Here is a 17,871-nt window from a genome sequence, read left to right on the forward strand (position 1 = left end):
AAAAGCAGAAGCTTACCCTCGCAGCGTTCCGCCCGTCGCCTTCTCAACCGCCGCGACGATCTTTTTCGAGACCGCCTCGATCTCCTCGTCGGTGAGCGTTTTCTCGACCGGCTGCAGCGTCACTTCGATGGCGAGCGACTTCTTGCCCTCGCCCAGCGAACCACCCTCGAAAACGTCGAAGAGCGAGACGTCGGCAATGAGCTTCTTGTCGACATTGCGCGCCGCGCGCAGAAGCTGATCGGCGGAGACGGAGGCATCGACGACGAAAGCAAAGTCGCGGCGAAGCGGCTGCAGGTCCGAAAGGTCCAGCGGGGGTTTGGCGCGTGTCGCTTTTTTCTTCGGCTCGGGGATCGCGCCGGGGAAAATTTCGAAGGCGACGATCGGCCCGGCGACATCCATCTCGGCCAGAATGCGCGGATGGATTTCACCGAAATAGCCGATCACGACTTTCGGCCCGAGGCGGAAGCTGCCCGAGCGGCCCGGATGGTACCAGGCGGGCGCATCGGCGCTGACCTGAAGGGTCGGCGCACCAAGCGCGCTGAGCAGCGCCTGCGCATCGGCTTTCGCGTCCAGCGCCTCGACGGGGCCAGCCTTGCCCTGCCAGTGGCGGCCGCTGCCATTGGGGCGCGCGGTTCCGCGACGCAGGCCGGTGGCGGCGAAGGTCTGCCCCTCCGGCGTTTCGTCGCCGAATTGCTGACCCGCTTCGAAGAGCGCGAGATCCGCAAAGCCGCGCGCGATGTTGCGGCCCGCCGCAGCGATGAGACCTGCAAGCAGGCTCGGGCGCATATGGCTCATATCGGCGGAAATCGGATTGGCGAGTTTCAGCGCGGGCGTTGCATTGCCGCCGCCGAAGAGATTTGCCTGATGTTCGGAAATGAAAGACCAGTTGACCGTTTCGACAAGGCCGCGCGCGGCAAGCGCCCGGCGCGCAATGCGCTCGCGGCGCTGGCTTGTCGACAGCACGGGCTTTGCAACCGCATGGGCGCGGGGAAGCGCGACCGACTTCACATTGTTGAGGCCGTGAACGCGGACGATTTCCTCGACAAGATCGGCCTGACCGTCAATGTCGGGGCGCCATGAGGGCACGCTGACGTCAAGCAACCCGCCCGACTTTTCAGAGACGCCGAAGCCGAGCGCTTTCAGAATGCTTTCGCCTTGCGCGCGCGCCAGCGTGAGGCCGGTGAGCTTTTCGACGCGCATGGGGTCGAAGGAAATGACCTTGTGCGTATCGGGCACCTTGCCTGCGACAACGAGATTGGATGGCGTGCCGCCGCAAAGTTCCAGCACCATTTTCGTCGCGAGTTCGAGGCCGGGCACCGTGAAGGCCGGATCGACGCCGCGTTCGAAGCGATAGCGCGCATCGGAAATGATGCCGGTGGCGCGGCCCGTTTTCGCGGTGCGCACGGGATCGAAATAGGCGCTTTCGATGAAAACATCGACCGTCTCTTCAGACGAGCCGGAGCCCTCGCCGCCCATGACGCCTGCAAAGCCGAGTACGGTCGCATCATCAGCGATGACGCAATATTCGGGCGCGACGTCATAGGTCTTGCCGTCGAGTGCGACGAGCTTTTCGCCCTTGCGGCCGAGGCGCGCGTGAATATTTCCGCTGATCTTTGCCGCGTCATAAACGTGAAGCGGGCGGGCGCGGTCGAGCGAAATGAAATTGGTGATATCGACCAGCGCATTGATCGGGCGCAGACCGACTGCCTGCAGCCATTTCTGCAACCATTCCGGGCTCGGACCGTTCTTCACGCCGCGAATGAGGCGTCCGGCGAAAATCGGGCAGGCATTTTCAGTGCCGGGCGCGAAGTCGAGCTTGATGCCGATGGGGCTGTCGAATTTGCCCTCGACCGGCGGGAAGGAGCCTTCGCGCAGGCGGCCAAGGCCGGATGCGGCGAGGTCGCGGGCAACGCCATAGACGCCGAGGCAATCGGGCCGGTTCGGCGTGATGGCGATTTCGATAACGGGATCGTTTGCGCCCAACGCTTGCGATGCCGGCGTGCCGACGGCCCATGTGTCGGGCAGTTCGATGATGCCTTCATGCTCGTTTGAGAGCTCAAGCTCGCGCTCCGAGCACATCATGCCGTTCGATTCGACGCCGCGAATTTTCGTCGGCTTCAGCACCATGCCGTTGGCGGGGATCGTCGCACCCGACGGCGCGAAAATGCCGGTGAGGCCCGCACGCGCATTGGGCGCGCCGCAAACGACCTGCAGCACCTGCTTCTTGCCCTCGACAACCGCTTCGACCTTGCAGACGCGCAGCTTGTCGGCGTCGGGATGCTGGACCGCCTCGATGATCCTTGCGACCGAGAAGGCTTCGAGTTTCTTTGCCGGATCGTCGATGCCTTCGACTTCGAGGCCGAGCATGGTCAGGCGCTCGGAGATCTCGTCAAGCGTCGCATCGGTTTCCAGCGGCTGCTTCAGCCAGGAGAGAGTGAACTTCACGACGAGAGCCCTCCTGCGAGCGACGGCACATCGAGCACCGAGAAACCGTAATGGCGCAGCCAGCGCAGATCGCTTTCAAAGAAGGCGCGCAGATCGGGGATGCCGTATTTCAGCATGGCGATGCGATCGAGGCCCATGCCGAAGGCGAAGCCCTGATATTTTTCCGGATCGAGCCCGGCGGATTTCAGCACATTGGGATGGACCATGCCGCAGCCGAGAATCTCGAGCCAGTCGTCGCCCTCGCCGATTCGGATTTCATTACCGAGACGCGCGCAGCGCACATCGACTTCCATCGAAGGTTCGGTGAAGGGGAAGAAGCTCGGGCGCATGCGCAGCTCGACGCCCTCGACCTCGAAAAAGGCGCGCAGGAATTCTTCCAGCACCCATTTCAGATGGCCCATATGCGTCGTCTCGTCGATGACGAGGCCTTCGATCTGGTGGAATTGCGGCGTATGCGTCTGGTCGCTGTCGCTGCGATAGGTGCGGCCGGGGCAGACGAAGCGGAAGGGCGGCTTGCCGCGTTCCATCGTGCGCACCTGCACGGGGCTTGTATGCGTGCGCAGCAGGAGGCGCGAACCATCGGCGCGAGGCTCGAAATAGAAGGTGTCGTGCATCTCGCGCGCCGGATGGCTCTCGGGGAAGTTCAGCGAGGTGAAATTGTAGTGGTCGCTTTCAATGTCCGGGCCCTGCTCAACCGCAAATCCCATATCGGCGAAGATCGCCACGACTTCGTCCATGACCTGGCTGAGCGGATGGATACGGCCCGCTTCGGCAGGGCTTTCGCGCACGGGCAGCGTGACGTCGATTTTTTCTTCGGCGAGGCGGGCTTCAAGCTTCGCCTCCGAAAGCGCCGCCTTGCGGGTCGCCAATGCGTCGGTCAGCCGATCTTTCAGACCGTTCAGCGCCGGGCCTGCGGTCTTGCGCTCTTCGGCGCTCATACCGCCGAGGCTTTTCATCAGTTCGGAAACGCGGCCCTTCTTGCCAAGCGCTGCAACGCGCACGGCTTCAAGCGTCGCCTCGTCCATCGCATCGGCGATGGCGGTTGCGAATTCCGCTTCGAGCTTTTCGAGATCCTGGATGTCCGTCATGGGCCTTCTCAAACTTCAATGTGCCACGTCGCGAGCGCCGGGAGAGCCTGCGGGCGAGGGAACGCGAATGAGAAAGGGTGGTCCGCCCTACCCGGTCAGGCCTGCGCGCGGACGCGCAGGCCCCGACGGATGTACCGGCCCTGAAGGGTCAGGTAAAGGCGGCACCTTGAAGCGGCGCCGTCTTCAATCAAGCAAGAGCTGCTTGAGCCTTGTCTACCAGGGCCTTGAAGGCCTCAGGCTCGTGGATCGCGATGTCGGAGAGGACCTTGCGGTCGACTTCGATGCTCGCCTTGCGCAGACCGTCGATAAACCGGCCATAGGTCAGGCCGTACTCGCGGGTTGCGGCGTTGATGCGCTGAATCCAGAGAGCGCGGAAATTGCGCTTCTTGGTGCGCCGGTCGCGATAGGCGTATTGACCGGCCTTCTCCACTGCCTGATTGGCAATGCGGAAGGTATTCTTGCGACGGCCGTAATAGCCCTTCGCTGCCTTGATAACTTTGCGGTGGCGGGCGTGCGCAGCAACGCCCCGTTTTACGCGCGACATGAGCTCAACTCCTGTTCAGGGAACGGTTCCGGATGAAAGTTGGCGCTTCAGCCGTAAGGCATGAAGTTCTTCACGACGCGGGCGGCATCGACGTCCGCCATAATCGTGGTGCCGCGCTTATTCCGGATCTGCTTATTGGTCCGCTTGATCATGCCGTGCTGTTTGCCGGCCTGACCGCGTTTGACCTTGCCTGAGGCGGTGAGCGAAAAGCGCTTCTTCACACCACTCTTGGTCTTCAACTTGGGCATTTTGCACTCCTTTAGGGTCAGCTCCGTTCGCTGAAGACCTTGATTCATCAAGGAAAAACGGAGCCAGTCTTGGCATTTCGGACCGCCACGGCATGCCCTTCATGGCCGGGCCGTCCAGAAGTTGCGGATTTATAAGGGAAAAGCCGGGCAGGTCAAGGGTAGAGGGGAGGATTCGAACCTCCGATGCAGCAAACTCGCCTTGGCGAAAGGCGCTCCCTCCCTCACCATCAGCCTTACGTGACAATCGTGCCGATGCGGCCACAGCCGATTCGCCATGAGACAGGGATCCGATGCCAAAACCCACAGCCGCCTCGCCGCACCCCGCGCATGACCTGCGCTCCTTCACGGATGCCGACGCGGCAGTAAAACGCATAAGAGAAATTTATGACGGCTCCGCGGCTCAGGTGCGCGAGCGGTTTGCGGCCTTTACCGCGGGCAAGCGCTCGGGCAATCCGACGGTGGAGGCGTGCTACCCCTATCTGGGGCTCAATGTGGGGTCGGAACACCTCGTTTATGACAGCCGGCCGTCCTGGGGGACGCTCGCCTATCCCGGCGCTTACGGAACGACGCTGACGCGGCCCGATCTTTTTGCCGAATACTACAAGGCGCAGATCGCGCGGCTGATCGACTATCACCGGATTCCGGTCGAGGTGGGCACAAGCCTGCGCCCCATCCCGCTCCCCTTCATCGTCGAGGAAGCGACGAGCGATATCGGCCCTGAAGATGTGCGCGCGCTCGGCGCGGTCTTCACGCTTCCCGATCTCTCGGCCGTGAACGATGCGGTTGCCAATGGCACCTTCCGGCCCGCGCCGGGCGAGACGCTGCCGCTCTCTCTCTTCTCAGCCGAGCGTGTCGATCTCGCATTGCAGCGGCTCTATCACTACACGGCGACCAATCCGAAACATTTTCAGCGTTTCGTGCTGTTCACGAATTATCAGCGCTATGTCGATGAGTTCGTGGCACTGGGGCGCCGCCTTGTCGCGGAAGGCGGCGGCGAGGAAGGCTATATGCGCTTCGTCGAGCCGGGCGATTTCACGCAGGAGCGCGGGAAGGCGCCGCCCGCCGAGGCGCTTGTCGCCACCTCGCTCCCGCAAATGCCCGCCTATCATCTGGTGCGCGAAGACAAGCTCGGTGTGACGCTGGTAAATATCGGCGTCGGCCCGTCAAATGCGAAAACCATCACCGATCATCTTGCGGTGCTGCGTCCCCATTGCTGGCTGATGATCGGCCATTGCGGCGGGCTGCGCCGTTCGCAGCTACTGGGCGACTATGTGCTCGCGCATGCCTATGTGCGCGACGATCACGTTCTCGATCAGGATTTGCCGCCCTTCGTGCCCGTGCCGCCGATTGCGGAAATTCAGGTCGCGCTGCAACAGGCGGTCGAGCGCGTGACGGGGCTTGCGCCCGGCGATCTCAAGACGCGCATGCGCACGGGCACCGTCGTCTCGACCGACAACCGGAACTGGGAACTGCGCTACGAGGATTTGTATACGCGCTTCAACCAGTCGCGCGCCGTCGCCATCGATATGGAAAGCGCGACGGTCGCAGCAAATGGTTTCCGCTTGCGCGTGCCTTACGGCACGCTGCTCTGCGTGTCCGACAAGCCGATGCATGGCGAGATCAAATTGCGCGGCATGGCGAATACATTTTATCGCCAGCGCGTCAGCCAGCATCTGTCGATCGGGCTCGAAGCGCTTCGGATCATCCGCTCGCGCGGCGTCGAGGAATTGCACTCGCGCAAGCTGCGCAGCTTCGACGAGCCGTCATTCAGGTAAGACGCAGCCTCAATATTTGTGCTGGTTGGGGCCGCGCTCGTAGTGATGCGGATCGTCATAGATGCTGCCACCCTGGCTATTGGGCTGGCCGCGATAGGCGTCGTCGCTATAGACCGTTGTCGTCGTGGTCGTCGTCACCGACGCCTGATCCGGGTTCGGCGCATAGGCGTCGCTCGGCGTGCGCGCCGGAGAGACACATCCGCCAAGAGCCGACAGGCCCAGAGCGACAACCGCTGCGGCCATAGCAAGTCTCATATTTCCACGCATGAACGAACTCCTTTTGACCGGCCCGTTGATATAACGAGCCGGCCTTCAGAAAGTTTCGTCCACGCTCGACGCGTAAACCCGTCAGCGCCAGTGGCGACCGCGATAATGATAGGGGCCGCTGCGATAGCGCGGGCCGGGGACGAAATGCCGTCCGCCGTAATGTCCTCCGCCGCCATAGAAGAAGACGGACCCGGCAACATATGGCGGGCCGTATGGGCCATAGGGCGCGTAGTAAGGGCCGGGCGGCGGACCATAGGCATATGTGTCAGGGCCGACCGGATAGGCGACGCAGCCCGCAAGGCCGAGGCCGACAATCGCGCCGAGGGATGCAAGTCTGAGAGTTTTGCGCATGACATGAACTCCTTCAAATGGAGAACGAATGTCCCCCTTCCAAGGTTCATTCCGGTGCGCAGGCCGTACCCACAAACTGGGCGAGCCGGAATGCGTCCGCTTTCACGGACGCATCATCAATATAGGGATGGGGAAATGGCAAAAGAATGGCGGATCGTCAGCCGCAATAAATCTTCCGCACTGTATCTTTTTCGTCGAGATCGACGTTAAGCCGGTCGATGCGGTAATCCCGCGTCACCATGGTCCCCGGACGGATCACGCGAATGGTTGCAACGGGGCCGCTCGGCGTCAGCACCGATTGCGCCTCCTCATAGGGGTGGTCAATCCAGACGCCGAGAGCCTGGGCCGCTGCCGCGCAATCCTTGAGCTTGCCGTCAAAGGCTTCGGCGAGCTTGTCCTTGCCCACGTCGCTATTGGCCTCATTTGTCTTCTGGTCGCAACCTGCCACCGCAAACAGTCCGGCCATCAACAGGACCAGAGAAAGCCGCTTCGTTTCCTTCATCGTCCAGCGCTCCTTTTTGCAGATTTCCCAGAGCTTGCGGTTTCTCGCTTGCGAGAGCAACACCCGCAAGAGAGCGGGCACAAGCGATGCGTCCCGGGAACATAGCCCGGGACGCATCTTCAGCATTCTGGCGCGGCTCCGATTTCCACTTACTCCGCCGCGTTCGTCTCGTTCACCTTCGCCTTGGCGACGGAGGCGCGGACGACGGGGATTTCGTCGTCGGCGAGCGGCTTCATCCAGTTCTTGCGGGCAAGGGCCGCCTCGATGAAGGGCGCAAGTTCGCGCGCCTTGCGCTCTTCGCGCTCGGCAACTTCCGCCTTGAACTCCGGCATGACTTCGGCGGCGAAAAGCTCAAGCGACTGGCAGATGTGATCGTGACGATTGCGGCCTGCCTGCTGCATGAAGATCACCTGATCGACGCCCGCCGCCTGGAAGGCGCGCAGATGCGTGCGCATATCGTCCGGCGTGCCGATGCCCGAGGCATAGTTTTCGGCAAGCGCCGCAGCGGCAACCATTTCTTCCGTGCGGTCGCCGCGTTTGGCGAGATAGTCGCCCCACATATTGGTGCGACCGGGCACCGTGTCATGAGCGACGAGCGCGTTCAGCGCATAGCTGAAAAACTCGAAGCCTTCATGGCCGCGACGGATCGCTTCGGCGCGGTCGTGATGCACGGAGAAGTTCGACACCATGGCGATATTAGCGTTCACCGTATGGCCGATAGGCTTGCACTGATCGGACTTGATGATGCCGTAGTAAATCTCCGACCAAGCATGGGCTTCTTCGGGATTGAGGAAGGAGAAGGCCAGCGCGCCGACGCCCAGTTGCGCGGCGACCTTGATCGTGTCGCGATTGGTGCAGGCCATCCACATCGGCGGATGCGGCTTCTGCACGGGCTTGGGCAATACGTTGCGGCAAGGCATCGAAAAATATTTGCCTTCAAAGCCCGGATAGGGATCGAGCACCATCATATTGGCGATCTGCTCGCCTGCCTCGATCGCCATGGCGCGCTTTTCCTTGGCGGGAATATGAAAGCCGCCAAGCTCAAGCCGCGTCGCACCTTCGCCGATGCCGAAATCGACGCGGCCGCGCGAGATGATGTCGAGCGTCGCAAGACCTTCAGCCGTGCGCGCGGGATGATTGTAATTCGGGATGACCTGACGAATGCCGTGGCCGATGCGGATGCGGCTGGTGCGCGCGGCGGCGGCGGAAAGAAATACTTCGGGTGCGGAGGAGTGCGAATATTCATCGAGGAAATGATGCTCGACTTCCCATGCATGGTCATAGCCGAGCTTGTCGGCAAGGACGACCTGATCGAGCGCCTCATGAAAAAGTTTTTCCTCGTCGCCCGGCAACCATGGCTTAGGCAATTGCAGCTCGTAGAACACACCGAATTTCATTTTGAAGCTCCCTACCCGATTTTTGTTTTGCCGCGATTATGACCCGCGGGCTGAATTATCGATGGCGTTTTTTCTATCATGGCATCTTTTTTATGCGCAGAGCCATGATGGCTCGACGCCATCATCGCAGCGAGACGAAGGTCCTCGCGCGATCAGCGGACGGATGTCATGGAAGGGAGGGGAAGTCTGCGGTTCAGGGCGAGATCACGCGCGAGGCAGGAAGAACGGCGAGCCTTCGTTCGCGAAGGCGGGTTTCCAACTCGTGATGGGCGGCTTCGCCGCGCAGCGTGCGCGGTTCCTTCTCGACGATTTTCTTCAGGGCTTCATCGCTCATCAGAAGGATATCGGTCGGCCCCGGCCTCTCTATGGCCCTGCGCATCTGATGCTGCGTTTCGTAAAAGGAAACGCGCCGCCTGCGTTTCGTCAGATGTTTCCAGAATGCAGATAACAACATGTGTCAGTCCTTGCCTCACACCAGCGCGTTGCCCGCCGCGAAGACGTCTGAAACCAGACGTTGGGCTATATATCATAAGGTCTATTTACCCTTAAGCCCGGCTTCATCCAATGCGGCGACATTTCCGTGAAATCCGCCAAGCTCGATGGACCTTGACCGCCCGCCTCAAGTAGCTTGGCGCGCTGCAAGTCGGGGACGAGACAATTGGAGAAGACGGGGATGGCGGGACCACTTCAGATTGCGCATCGCGGCGGCGCAGGGCTTTGGCCGGAAAACACGCTCGAAGCCTTCTTGCATGCGATCGATGCAGGCGCGGACGGGATCGAGCTCGATGTGCATTTGAGCCGCGACGGCGTGCTGGTGGTTCATCACGACGAAAGCCTGAAGCCCGCCATTGCGCGCGGGCCGGACGGCAAATGGGTCGAGCGCCCGACGCCGCTCATCAAGGATTTCACCTATGCCGAATTGCGCCGCTACGAGATCGGCAAGTTGCGGCCGGGCTCGACTTACGGCGCGCATTATCCCGATCAGACGCCGATTGGCGGCGCGCACATGCCAAGGCTTGAAGACGCGCTCGCCATCGCAAAGAGCCATGCGCGCCCGAATTTTCATGTCTATGTGGAACTGAAGACGGCGCTGCTCAACCTCACGCAATCGGCAACGCCCGAGGCGCTCGCAGAAGCCGCCGTCATACTCATCCGTCAGATGGGTATGGGACATCGCGTGACCTTCGTGTCCTTCGACTGGCGCGCGCTGGCGCATGCAAAAAAGATCGCGCCGGAAATTGCCAATGCCTTCACGACGCTGCCCTTCTTCCAGATCGACCCGGAAGACGCTTCGGCAGCCCGTGACAAACCCGGCTCCGACGATGCCGCTATCCGCAAGGCGTCCGCCGAAGGTGCGCCATGGGCCGCGGGTTATGACTGGCGCGACCAGACCGGTGCGACTTTTGCCGAACGGATGCTGAAGGCCATGGCTGCCGGACATGCCGGTGGCTGGTTTGCCTGGCACGGCGACGTGACCGCAGAGACGGTGCCGCTTGCCAAAAAGCTCGGCCTCAAGGTTTCCTGCTGGACGGTCGACGAGCCCGCCGAGATGCAGCGCCTCGCCGCCCTTGGCGTCGACGCCATTCTCACCGACCGGCCAGACCGGATCGTGGCGACGCTTGGCAAAAGCAAGGCGTGACGACGCCCGCCAAAAACGGAGCGTGACAAGCAAAAGGCCCGGCGATGAAGCGCCGGGCCTTTTTCTGTCTGAAGATGCGGCGGCCTATTTCGGCGCCAGCACCATGACCATCTGACGGCCTTCGAGGCGCGGATAGGATTCGATCTTGGCAATTGCCTCGACCTCATCTCTCACCTTGTTCAGAAGCGCCATGCCGAGTTCCTGATGCGCCATTTCGCGGCCACGGAAACGCAAGGTCACCTTCACCTTGTCGCCTTCATCGAAGAAACGCAGCATGCTCTTCATCTTCACCTCATAGTCATGGGTGTCGATGTTCGGACGCATCTTGATTTCTTTGACCTCGACGGTCTTCTGCTTCTTGCGGGCCTCGTTGGCCTTCTTCTGCGCCTGGAATTTGAATTTCCCGAAGTCCAGAAGCTTGCAAACGGGGGGCTTGGAATTGGGCGACACTTCGACGAGGTCGAGCCCGGCTTCCTCAGCCATACGCATTGCTTCAACGGTGGGAATTACGCCACGCTTTTCGCCTTCGGCGTCGATGAAGAGCACTGTCGGCTCATCAATCATTTCATTGATGCGCGGGCCCTCGCGGGTGGGCGGCGCCTGAATCGGTCTGCGAGCTATGTACGCTTCTCCTTTTATCTCGTCCGGCGGCTGCCTCGGTTCGAGCGGTTCGAAACCTCATTGGCGCGGCGAAGCCCGAAATCAGGCTTCTCGGCGGACATCCAGTGCGAAAGCTATAGATTTGATGGGGCTTGGCCGCAAGTCCCCAAAAGGCCGCAAAGCCTACCTCGATAGTCCTTCGCGGTGCCAATGTGGCCTGGGCCACACAAAAAAGCGCATAAGGCGTGTGAACCGGCTTCGTTCAAGGTCGTGGACATGGGCAAAACTCATCCAGGCAATGCGGCGCAAAAGCGCCAGCAGCAGCCCCGGTCCTCTCGCCCCGCCTTCGCTCCAGACCTCATCGGCCAGAGGCGCGAGGCGCGAAGCCGCCTCCGGCGTCGTCAGCAGAATGAGATTTGCGCCCGGATAGCGCTCGCGAAGGGCACGCAGCGAAGCTTCACCTCGCGGGTCCGGCGTCATCAGGATGGCGAGAATGTCAGCCATGCGAGGGGCTGATCAGGCGCGCATAGATGGCAAGTGTCGCCGATGCCATCGCCCGAACCGAATAATGCGCCAGCACATTGGCCCGCCCCCGCGCACCCATCGCATGGCACGCCTCTGCACCCAGATCGAGCAGCCGGGCCATGGCGGCGGCAAGCGCAGCAGCATCGCCTGCCGGAACGCCAAGCCCCGTCGCATGGCCGAGCCCGCCCACATTTTCGGGCGTCAGCACCGTTTCGCGCTGGCCGCCGCTATCGCTCGCAATGATCGGACGCTCCATCGCCTGCGCCTCGACCGCCGTTCGCCCGAAGGGTTCGGGATCGATAGAGGGCGAAAGCACGACGGCGGAGAGCGCATAGGCGGCTGGCATATCGTTGCAGGGGCCGGTCAGGCGAACGAGATGCCCGACGCCGCTCTTGCGAATGCCCGCTTCGAGTTCATGCGTGTAGTTGTCGCGGCCCTGCGCATCGCCGACGAGCAGAAGCTGGAAGTCGTTTCGCCCTGCCGCATGAAGCACGGCGGCGGCTTCGATGGCGACCGCCTGTCCCTTCCAGCGCGTCAGGCGCGCGGGCAGGATGAAGATCGGCCTGTCATCCTCGACACCCCAGCTTGCGCGCAAGGCGGCAAGGCGCGTGGGCGCGACGGTCGCGGGATCGAAATAATCCGTGTCGATACCGCGCGGCACGGTGAAGACGCGGGCGGCATCGGGCGCATGAACCTTGCGGATGCGCGCTGCCGTGTAAGCGGAATTGGCGATCACCGCATCGCCGCGCGCCATGACCGAATTATAAAAGACCTTGAGGCGCGGGCTTTCATGGACCTTCGAATGATAGGTCGTGACGAAGGGGCGGCTCGTGCGCCGCGCGGCGGCCAGCGCGCTCCAGGCAGGCGCGCGCGAGCGGGCATGAACGAGATCGACCTTCTCGCGCAGGATCAACCGCGTCAGATGTTCGACATTGAGCGCCATGACGATCGGATTTTTCGACTGCGCCGCCATGTCGAAATGTTCAGCACCCGCTGCCCGCAACTCCTCGACCAGCCGCCCGCCGGAACTTGCGACAAGGGCGCGGCCTCCCGCCTTGACCACGGCGCGGGCGATATCCACGGTTGTGCGCTCCGCGCCGCCAATATCGAGCGACGGCACGATCTGCAAAATCGTCGGACGGGCAAGCCCTTCAAAAGGAGTGGGCACTCTTTGATCCTTGATCGAGGCGAATGTCGGCTATGTATTGAATGACGACCGACACGAACAGACAACGGCCAACATGACTGACAGCAAACGCTCCGGCAAGATCACGCGCCCCGATGGCGAAAGCCTCGCCTATATGCTCGAAACACCGGCAAGCCTCGCGGGGCCGACCGGGCTTGTCTGGCTTGGCGGCTTCAAATCCGACATGACGGGCACCAAGGCCTGCGCGCTGGCCGACTGGGCCGCCGCCAATGGCCGCCATCTTCTGCGTTTCGACTATTTCGCGCATGGCCAGTCGAGCGGCGATTTCACGCAAGCAACCGTCGGACGCTGGCTCGACGACGCGCTGGCGGCTTTCGACGAATTGACCACCGGCCCGCAAATCCTTGTCGGCTCCAGCATGGGCGGCTGGATCGCGCTTCTGCTGGCGCTGAGGCGGCCCGAGCGCGTCAAAGCATTGACGCTGATCGCGCCCGCGCCGGACTTCACCGAAGAGCTGATGTGGAAGAACTTCTCCGACGAAGTGCGCAATGTGCTGCTGGCCGAAGGCGTCTATCGCCGCCCGTCAGAATATGACGACGAGCCTTACGAGATCACGATGAAGCTGATCGAGGAAGGCCGCCGGCATCTGTTGCTCGGGCAAGAAATTCCGCTGACGCTGCCTGTGCGCATCCTGCAAGGCATGGCCGACCCCGACGTGCCGTGGGGCCACGCGATGCGGCTTGTCGAGGCGCTCGCCTCCAGCGACGTCACGATCCGTCTGTCGAAGACCGGCGATCACCGGCTTTCGACGCCGGACGATATTGCGCGCCTCACGCAGACAATCGAGACGCTGCTTGCCGCCATCGACTAGCTGATCTGCGGCAGCATGCGGTCCTTCTTGTGGAAATAGGCGGCGGCGTAATTTGCAAGTTCGCCATTGGTCGGATGATCGACCGTTTCGATGCCGACGACCTTTGCGGCAAGGTCGGCATGCTTTGCCTGAAGATGTTTCAGGAATTCGAGTTTCGCATTGGCCGGACCGACAATCAGGATTTCACCGACGCCCGCCAGCGCCTTGACCACATCTTCGTAATAGGCGGGATCTTCCGGCGCGCGCCAGCTTCGCGATTTGCCCGCACTGTGCTGCGTATGCTTGATCGCATGCTTGTGAAGCACCGTCGCCGCCGAATGCTCGTCGAGATTAATTTCGACGATATGAGCCTCGTGGTGATCGATCCAGACGACCGCGTGATAATGCGTCATTCAAACTCCTCCTGTTTCGCGCTTCCTGTTTTGCACTGACCTTGCAACTCGAAACAATAAGGGGATATGCGGATGTCTCAGCCCGCCTCCCCTGCGAGAAGCGCTTTCAAACCCTCGCGATAGGTCGGATAGCGAAGCATTACGCCAAGTTCCTCGCGAATGCGGCGGTTCGAGACGCGCTTTGATTCCGCATAGAAACTGCGCGCCATGGGCGAAAGCTCGGCGTCGTCAAAGGCGATTTCAGGCGGCGGCGTCCGCCCGAGGAGTTCGGCGGCAAAACCCACGACCTCTTGCGGCGGCGCAGGCTCATTGTCGCAGACATTATAGGCCGCGCCGGGGTTCGGCTTCTCGATGGAAGCGACAAGCACGGCGGCGATATCCTCGACATGGATGCGCGAGAAAACCTGACCCGGCTTGACGACGCGCCTGGCCGTCCCCTCCAGCACGGAGCGAAGCTGATTGCGGCCCGGCCCGTAAATACCCGCAAGGCGGAAAATGTGGAGCGGCAGGCCGAGGCTTGCCCATGCTTCTTCGGCGGCAAGGCGGCGTTCGCCGCGCTTCGTCGTCGGCGTCAGCGGCGCGTCCTCATCCACCCAGTCTCCGGCGCGGTCGCCATAGACGCCCGTGGTCGAGAGATAGCCCGCCCAGACGAGATCGCCTTTCAGCTTCGCAATGTCGCCCGCATGGGCGCGAAAGACGGGATCGCCCTTTTCATCGGGCGGCACGGACAACAGGAGATGCGTGGTGCCTTTCAGTACCGCGGGATCGAGCGGCGTGTCGGCGTTGAAGACATGCGCTTCGATGCCCTCGGCGCGCAGTTCCGCCACCTTGGCCTCAGAGCGAGATGTGCCTGCAATGGCAAAGCCTTGCGCCGCCAGCCGATGGGCCGTCGCCTTCCCGCTGAAGCCGAGGCCGAAACAAAAAAGCCTCTGCATGCCGCTCTTGCCCAAACCCGCCTCTTTCAGATTTTCCGTTGCGCGGGCCCTTGCAAAGCGCCCCTTCCTGTCGGAGCTTAGCCGCCATGTTCACATTCCGACAGACGCTCATCGCCGCATGCCTCGCCACATTGCCCTTCGCGTCCGCAAGTCTTGCGGCGCAGAAGGCGGCGACGCAGGATTATGACACTTGCCTTGCGCTCGCACATAAGGACCCCGAAAAGGCGCTGGCCTATGCGCGCGCCTGGCGGCCCGATGCAGGCGCAGATGGCCCCGCCTCGCTCCATTGCGAAGCACTGGCGCTTTCAGCCCTTGGCCGCAATGCGGAAGCGGCGAGCACCTTCAGTCAGGTCGCGCTCAATATGGCCGATGCGCCCGTCGAAGCGCGCGCCGAAGCCTATGCGCAAGCCGCCGACGCCTGGGTGATCGCGGAAGATCTGGGGCGCGCCCGCATTGCCATCGATCAGGCGCTGGCGCTTCAGGCCAATGCGACCTATCTGCTCGCCCGCGCCAATATCCGCGCATTGGCGAAAGACTGGGACGGCGCACGCGTCGATGCAGGCGAAGTGCTTGCCGAGTTGCCGACATCGGTGGAAGCGCTGACATTGCGCGCCGCCGCCTTTCGCAATCTCGGCTATCCAAAACCCGCGCTCGCAGACGCCGAACGCGCCGTCGGCATCGCGCCACACAATCTTGCCGCGCTTCTCGAACGCGGCCGCATGAGAGCGGCCAATGGCAATGTCGCAGGCGCGCGGACGGACTGGGAAGATGTGATCCGTTTTGCAAAAGCGACGGGACGCAGCGACGATGCGTCGGCGGTGGCCGCGCGGGAATATTTGAAGGCGGGCGCGGGGAAATAATTCCTGCGTCACCAGGAAAAATATGTCGTCCCGGGATTTATTCCCGGGACCCACCTTCGAGACAAGTCGCAGCGCCCATGGGTCCCGGCAACAAGTGCCGGGACGACGCTGAATTGGTGGAGAGTGCGGCGTATTACTCCACCGCCCTCCACTCTCCAATCACAGCCTCATCCTCTTCGCGCGCCAATGCCGCGCTTGCGAGCCCTCGCGCCTCATCGCGCGCCAGTTCACCCAGCGCCCAGACGGCCATGGCGCGCACCAGCGGCGATGCGTCGGCCAGATGCTCGCGCACAATGCCGACAAGCGTCGCATCGCCCGAATTGCCGATGGCGATCAACACGTTTCGGGTAAAGCGATCGCGCCCGATGCGCTTCACGGGCGAGCCTGAGAAATAGGCGCGGAACGCCGCATCGTCGAAGCTCGCAAGCTCGGCAAGCGTCGGCGCGCGCAGATCGTCGCGCGGTTGCAGCGCGATCTCGCGGGCGGTTTGCGCGAACTTGTTCCACGGGCAAACGGCAAGGCAATCGTCGCAGCCATAGATGCGGTTGCCGATGGGTTTGCGAAATTCGCGCGGGATGTGATCCTTGTTCTCGATGGTGAGATAGGAAATGCAGCGCCGCGCATCGAGTTCATAAGGCGCAGGGAAAGCCTTTGTCGGGCAGATGTCGAGGCAGCGATGGCAATCGCCGCAGCGGTCGTCATGCGGCTCATCGGCGTCGAGTTCGAGCGTGGTGAAGATCGACCCCAGAAAAAGCCATGAACCGAAATCGCGCGAGACGAGATTTGTGTGCTTGCCCTGCCAGCCGATGCCTGCGGCTTGCGCCAGCGGCTTTTCCATCACGGGCGCGGTATCGACAAAGACCTTCACCTGCTCGCCTGTCGTTTCGGCGAGCCAGCGCGCGACCTGCTTCAGCCGCGATTTGACGAGATCGTGATAGTCGCGATTTTTCGCATAGACGGAGATCGCGGCGCGGTCGCGCGCTTCAAGCAGCGCCAGCGGATTTTCGTCCGGCCCGTAATTCATCGCCAGCATGATGACGCTTCGCGCATCGGGCCAGAGCGCATCGGGACTTGAGCGGCGCTCCGCCGTTTCCGCCATCCAGGCCATTTCTCCATGGCGATCCTTCGACAGCCAGTCGGCGAGACGCGGCTGCGCCTGCGGCACGGCATCGGGCTTCGTGATGCGCACGGCATCGAAGCCCGCTTCTTTCGCGCGTTCGAGCAGCCGCAGCTTCAGCGGCCGGTCGTCCTTTTTTCCGCGTTTAGAAGTCGAGGTTTGCATAGAGTTTCGGCGGTGGCATGCCCGGCACATGATCGGCAAGGATCTGACGGAAGCCGGGACGCGATTTTATACGGACATACCAGTCCTTGGCGCCCGGATACTGGCCCCAAGGCACGTCGCCCACATAATCGAGGCAGGAGAGATGGGCTGCGGCGGTAAGATCGGCGAGTGTCATTTCCTCGCCCGCAAGCCAGCGGCGCTCTTCCATGAGGTAGCAGATGTAATCGAGGTGGTAGCGCAGATTGTGAAGCGCCGCGCGCACCACGGTCATGTCCGGCGCGCCGCCGCCTTCCGATGCGTTGAGAAAACGGCGGGCGACTTTTTCAAAGAGCAACCCGTCCGACACTTCAGCCGCGAACTTGCGATCGAACCAGTCGATCACGCGGCGCGCTTCGGCGCGTTCAAGCGGATTTTCGGGAAGCAGGCGGAGGAAGGATTGCGTCTCTTCGAGAAATTCAGATATGGCCGTTGCGCCTGCGATAACGGAGCCATCTTCTTCGATCAGCACCGGCACTTCACCGGCGGGGTTCAGCGCGAGAAACTCATCGCGGCGTTCCCACTCGCGCTCCTCCACCAGTTCAAAGGCCAGATTTTTTTCGGCCAGCACGAGGCGCACCTTCCGGCAGGCAGGCGAAATCGGGAGATGGTAAAGCTGACGCATGTGCTCGCAATCTTACTGCAACGGTTGGGCTTGGACGGGCTCAGGAATGGCGATGCGTGCCGCCCCGCGGTGCCTGCTGGCTCAATTCATCAATGATCGGACAGTCCGGCCGCTCGTCGCCGTGGCAGCGCCGCGCCAGATGCGTCAGCGTCTTGCGCATCGCGCCAAGCTCTTCGATCTTGCGGTCGATCTCGCCGATATGCACCTGCGCCAGGCGCTTCACATCGGCGCTGGCACGGCCCTTGTCGCGGTAAAGCGCCAGCAGGGTTCGGCATTGCTCGACGGTGAAGCCGAGATCGCGGGCGCTGGCGACGAAGCGCAAGGTGTGGACCGCCTCATCCG

General features: G+C 62.2%; 21 protein-coding genes. 4 read left to right on the top strand and 17 right to left on the bottom strand.

The window, feature by feature from the left end:
* Positions 1 to 12: 12 nt before the first annotated feature.
* The 4 genes from pheT to rpmI all read right to left on the bottom strand — a co-directional run bounded on the left by pheT (position 13) and on the right by rpmI (position 4,325).
* Positions 13 to 2,445 (bottom strand): phenylalanine--tRNA ligase subunit beta, encoded by a 2,433-nt coding sequence (pheT, locus tag WA943_RS03530; protein WP_424468460.1) that lies wholly within the window; start codon positions 2,443 to 2,445, stop codon positions 13 to 15.
* On the bottom strand, positions 2,442 to 3,533 hold the full coding sequence (gene pheS, locus WA943_RS03535; RefSeq protein ID WP_424468461.1) for a phenylalanine--tRNA ligase subunit alpha: 1,092 nt from the start codon (positions 3,531 to 3,533) through the stop codon (positions 2,442 to 2,444). Before pheS ends, pheT begins: the two co-directional genes overlap by 4 nt.
* A gap of 187 nt (positions 3,534 to 3,720) precedes the next feature.
* Positions 3,721 to 4,077 carry a 50S ribosomal protein L20 gene (gene rplT / locus WA943_RS03540; protein ID WP_424468462.1) on the bottom strand — a complete coding sequence of 119 codons (357 nt, stop codon included), beginning with the start codon at positions 4,075 to 4,077 and terminating at the stop codon, positions 3,721 to 3,723.
* 47 nt (positions 4,078 to 4,124) lie between these two features.
* On the bottom strand, positions 4,125 to 4,325 hold the full coding sequence (gene rpmI / locus WA943_RS03545) for a 50S ribosomal protein L35 (RefSeq protein ID WP_424468463.1): 201 nt from the start codon (positions 4,323 to 4,325) through the stop codon (positions 4,125 to 4,127).
* Between the two features lie 290 nt (positions 4,326 to 4,615).
* Here rpmI and WA943_RS03550 point away from each other — a divergent pair, with 290 nt between their 5' ends.
* Positions 4,616 to 6,100 carry an AMP nucleosidase gene (locus WA943_RS03550; protein WP_424468464.1) on the top strand — a complete coding sequence of 495 codons (1,485 nt, stop codon included), beginning with the start codon at positions 4,616 to 4,618 and terminating at the stop codon, positions 6,098 to 6,100.
* A 9-nt stretch (positions 6,101 to 6,109) separates the two neighbouring features.
* Here the strand turns inward: WA943_RS03550 and WA943_RS03555 are convergent, their stop codons facing one another.
* The 5 genes from WA943_RS03555 to WA943_RS03575 form a co-directional block, all read right to left on the bottom strand.
* Positions 6,110 to 6,367 (bottom strand): hypothetical protein, encoded by a 258-nt coding sequence (locus WA943_RS03555; RefSeq protein WP_424468465.1) that lies wholly within the window; start codon positions 6,365 to 6,367, stop codon positions 6,110 to 6,112.
* Positions 6,368 to 6,448: 81 nt separating this feature from the next.
* Complete coding sequence (locus tag WA943_RS03560; RefSeq protein ID WP_424468466.1) at positions 6,449 to 6,718, bottom strand: hypothetical protein; 270 nt, start codon at positions 6,716 to 6,718, stop codon at positions 6,449 to 6,451.
* 157 nt (positions 6,719 to 6,875) lie between these two features.
* Positions 6,876 to 7,220, bottom strand: coding sequence for an I78 family peptidase inhibitor (locus WA943_RS03565; protein ID WP_424468467.1), 345 nt, complete (start codon positions 7,218 to 7,220; stop codon positions 6,876 to 6,878).
* A 149-nt stretch (positions 7,221 to 7,369) separates the two neighbouring features.
* Positions 7,370 to 8,617, bottom strand: a complete 1,248-nt coding sequence (locus WA943_RS03570) for an LLM class flavin-dependent oxidoreductase (protein ID WP_424468468.1) — start codon at positions 8,615 to 8,617, stop codon at positions 7,370 to 7,372.
* Positions 8,618 to 8,810: 193 nt separating this feature from the next.
* Positions 8,811 to 9,071 (bottom strand): hypothetical protein, encoded by a 261-nt coding sequence (locus tag WA943_RS03575; protein WP_424468469.1) that lies wholly within the window; start codon positions 9,069 to 9,071, stop codon positions 8,811 to 8,813.
* A 219-nt stretch (positions 9,072 to 9,290) separates the two neighbouring features.
* Between WA943_RS03575 and WA943_RS03580 the strand changes: the two genes are divergently transcribed.
* Positions 9,291 to 10,256: a glycerophosphodiester phosphodiesterase family protein gene (locus WA943_RS03580; RefSeq protein ID WP_424468470.1), complete on the top strand. Its 966-nt coding sequence runs from the start codon at positions 9,291 to 9,293 to the stop codon at positions 10,254 to 10,256.
* Positions 10,257 to 10,340: 84 nt separating this feature from the next.
* On the opposite strand, the gene infC is transcribed toward WA943_RS03580, so the two are convergent.
* From infC to WA943_RS03595, 3 genes are all read right to left on the bottom strand, one after another.
* Complete coding sequence (gene infC / locus WA943_RS03585; protein ID WP_424468480.1) at positions 10,341 to 10,862, bottom strand: translation initiation factor IF-3; 522 nt, start codon at positions 10,860 to 10,862, stop codon at positions 10,341 to 10,343.
* A 177-nt stretch (positions 10,863 to 11,039) separates the two neighbouring features.
* Positions 11,040 to 11,360: a hypothetical protein gene (locus tag WA943_RS03590; RefSeq protein ID WP_424468471.1), complete on the bottom strand. Its 321-nt coding sequence runs from the start codon at positions 11,358 to 11,360 to the stop codon at positions 11,040 to 11,042.
* Positions 11,353 to 12,549 (bottom strand): glycosyltransferase, encoded by a 1,197-nt coding sequence (locus WA943_RS03595; RefSeq protein WP_424468472.1) that lies wholly within the window; start codon positions 12,547 to 12,549, stop codon positions 11,353 to 11,355. The genes WA943_RS03590 and WA943_RS03595 overlap by 8 nt, the downstream gene beginning before the upstream one ends.
* A gap of 73 nt (positions 12,550 to 12,622) precedes the next feature.
* Between WA943_RS03595 and WA943_RS03600 the strand changes: the two genes are divergently transcribed.
* Positions 12,623 to 13,399, top strand: a complete 777-nt coding sequence (locus WA943_RS03600; RefSeq protein ID WP_424468473.1) for an alpha/beta hydrolase — start codon at positions 12,623 to 12,625, stop codon at positions 13,397 to 13,399.
* Here the strand turns inward: WA943_RS03600 and WA943_RS03605 are convergent.
* Positions 13,396 to 13,791, bottom strand: coding sequence for a translational machinery protein (locus tag WA943_RS03605; protein WP_424468474.1), 396 nt, complete (start codon positions 13,789 to 13,791; stop codon positions 13,396 to 13,398). The genes WA943_RS03600 and WA943_RS03605 overlap by 4 nt on opposite strands.
* Positions 13,792 to 13,868: 77 nt before the next feature.
* Positions 13,869 to 14,726: an SDR family oxidoreductase gene (locus tag WA943_RS03610; protein WP_424468475.1), complete on the bottom strand. Its 858-nt coding sequence runs from the start codon at positions 14,724 to 14,726 to the stop codon at positions 13,869 to 13,871.
* 86 nt (positions 14,727 to 14,812) lie between these two features.
* Between WA943_RS03610 and WA943_RS03615 the strand changes: the two genes are divergently transcribed.
* Complete coding sequence (locus WA943_RS03615) at positions 14,813 to 15,586, top strand: tetratricopeptide repeat protein (RefSeq protein ID WP_424468476.1); 774 nt, start codon at positions 14,813 to 14,815, stop codon at positions 15,584 to 15,586.
* A gap of 133 nt (positions 15,587 to 15,719) precedes the next feature.
* Here WA943_RS03615 and queG read toward each other — a convergent pair whose 3' ends face one another.
* The 3 genes from queG to WA943_RS03630 all read right to left on the bottom strand — a co-directional run.
* The gene (gene queG, locus WA943_RS03620) at positions 15,720 to 16,868 is read right to left on the bottom strand and encodes a tRNA epoxyqueuosine(34) reductase QueG (protein WP_424468477.1); all 1,149 of its coding nucleotides are present in this window, start codon (positions 16,866 to 16,868) and stop codon (positions 15,720 to 15,722) included.
* The gene (locus WA943_RS03625; protein ID WP_424468478.1) at positions 16,849 to 17,529 is read right to left on the bottom strand and encodes a glutathione S-transferase family protein; all 681 of its coding nucleotides are present in this window, start codon (positions 17,527 to 17,529) and stop codon (positions 16,849 to 16,851) included. Before WA943_RS03625 ends, queG begins: the two co-directional genes overlap by 20 nt.
* A gap of 40 nt (positions 17,530 to 17,569) precedes the next feature.
* On the bottom strand, positions 17,570 to 17,871 hold a 302-nt coding region (locus WA943_RS03630; RefSeq protein ID WP_424468479.1), incomplete at its 5' end, for a MerR family DNA-binding protein.

Source organism: Parvibaculum sp. (genome assembly GCF_049651025.1).
Taxonomy (GTDB): Bacteria; Pseudomonadota; Alphaproteobacteria; order Parvibaculales; family Parvibaculaceae; genus Parvibaculum.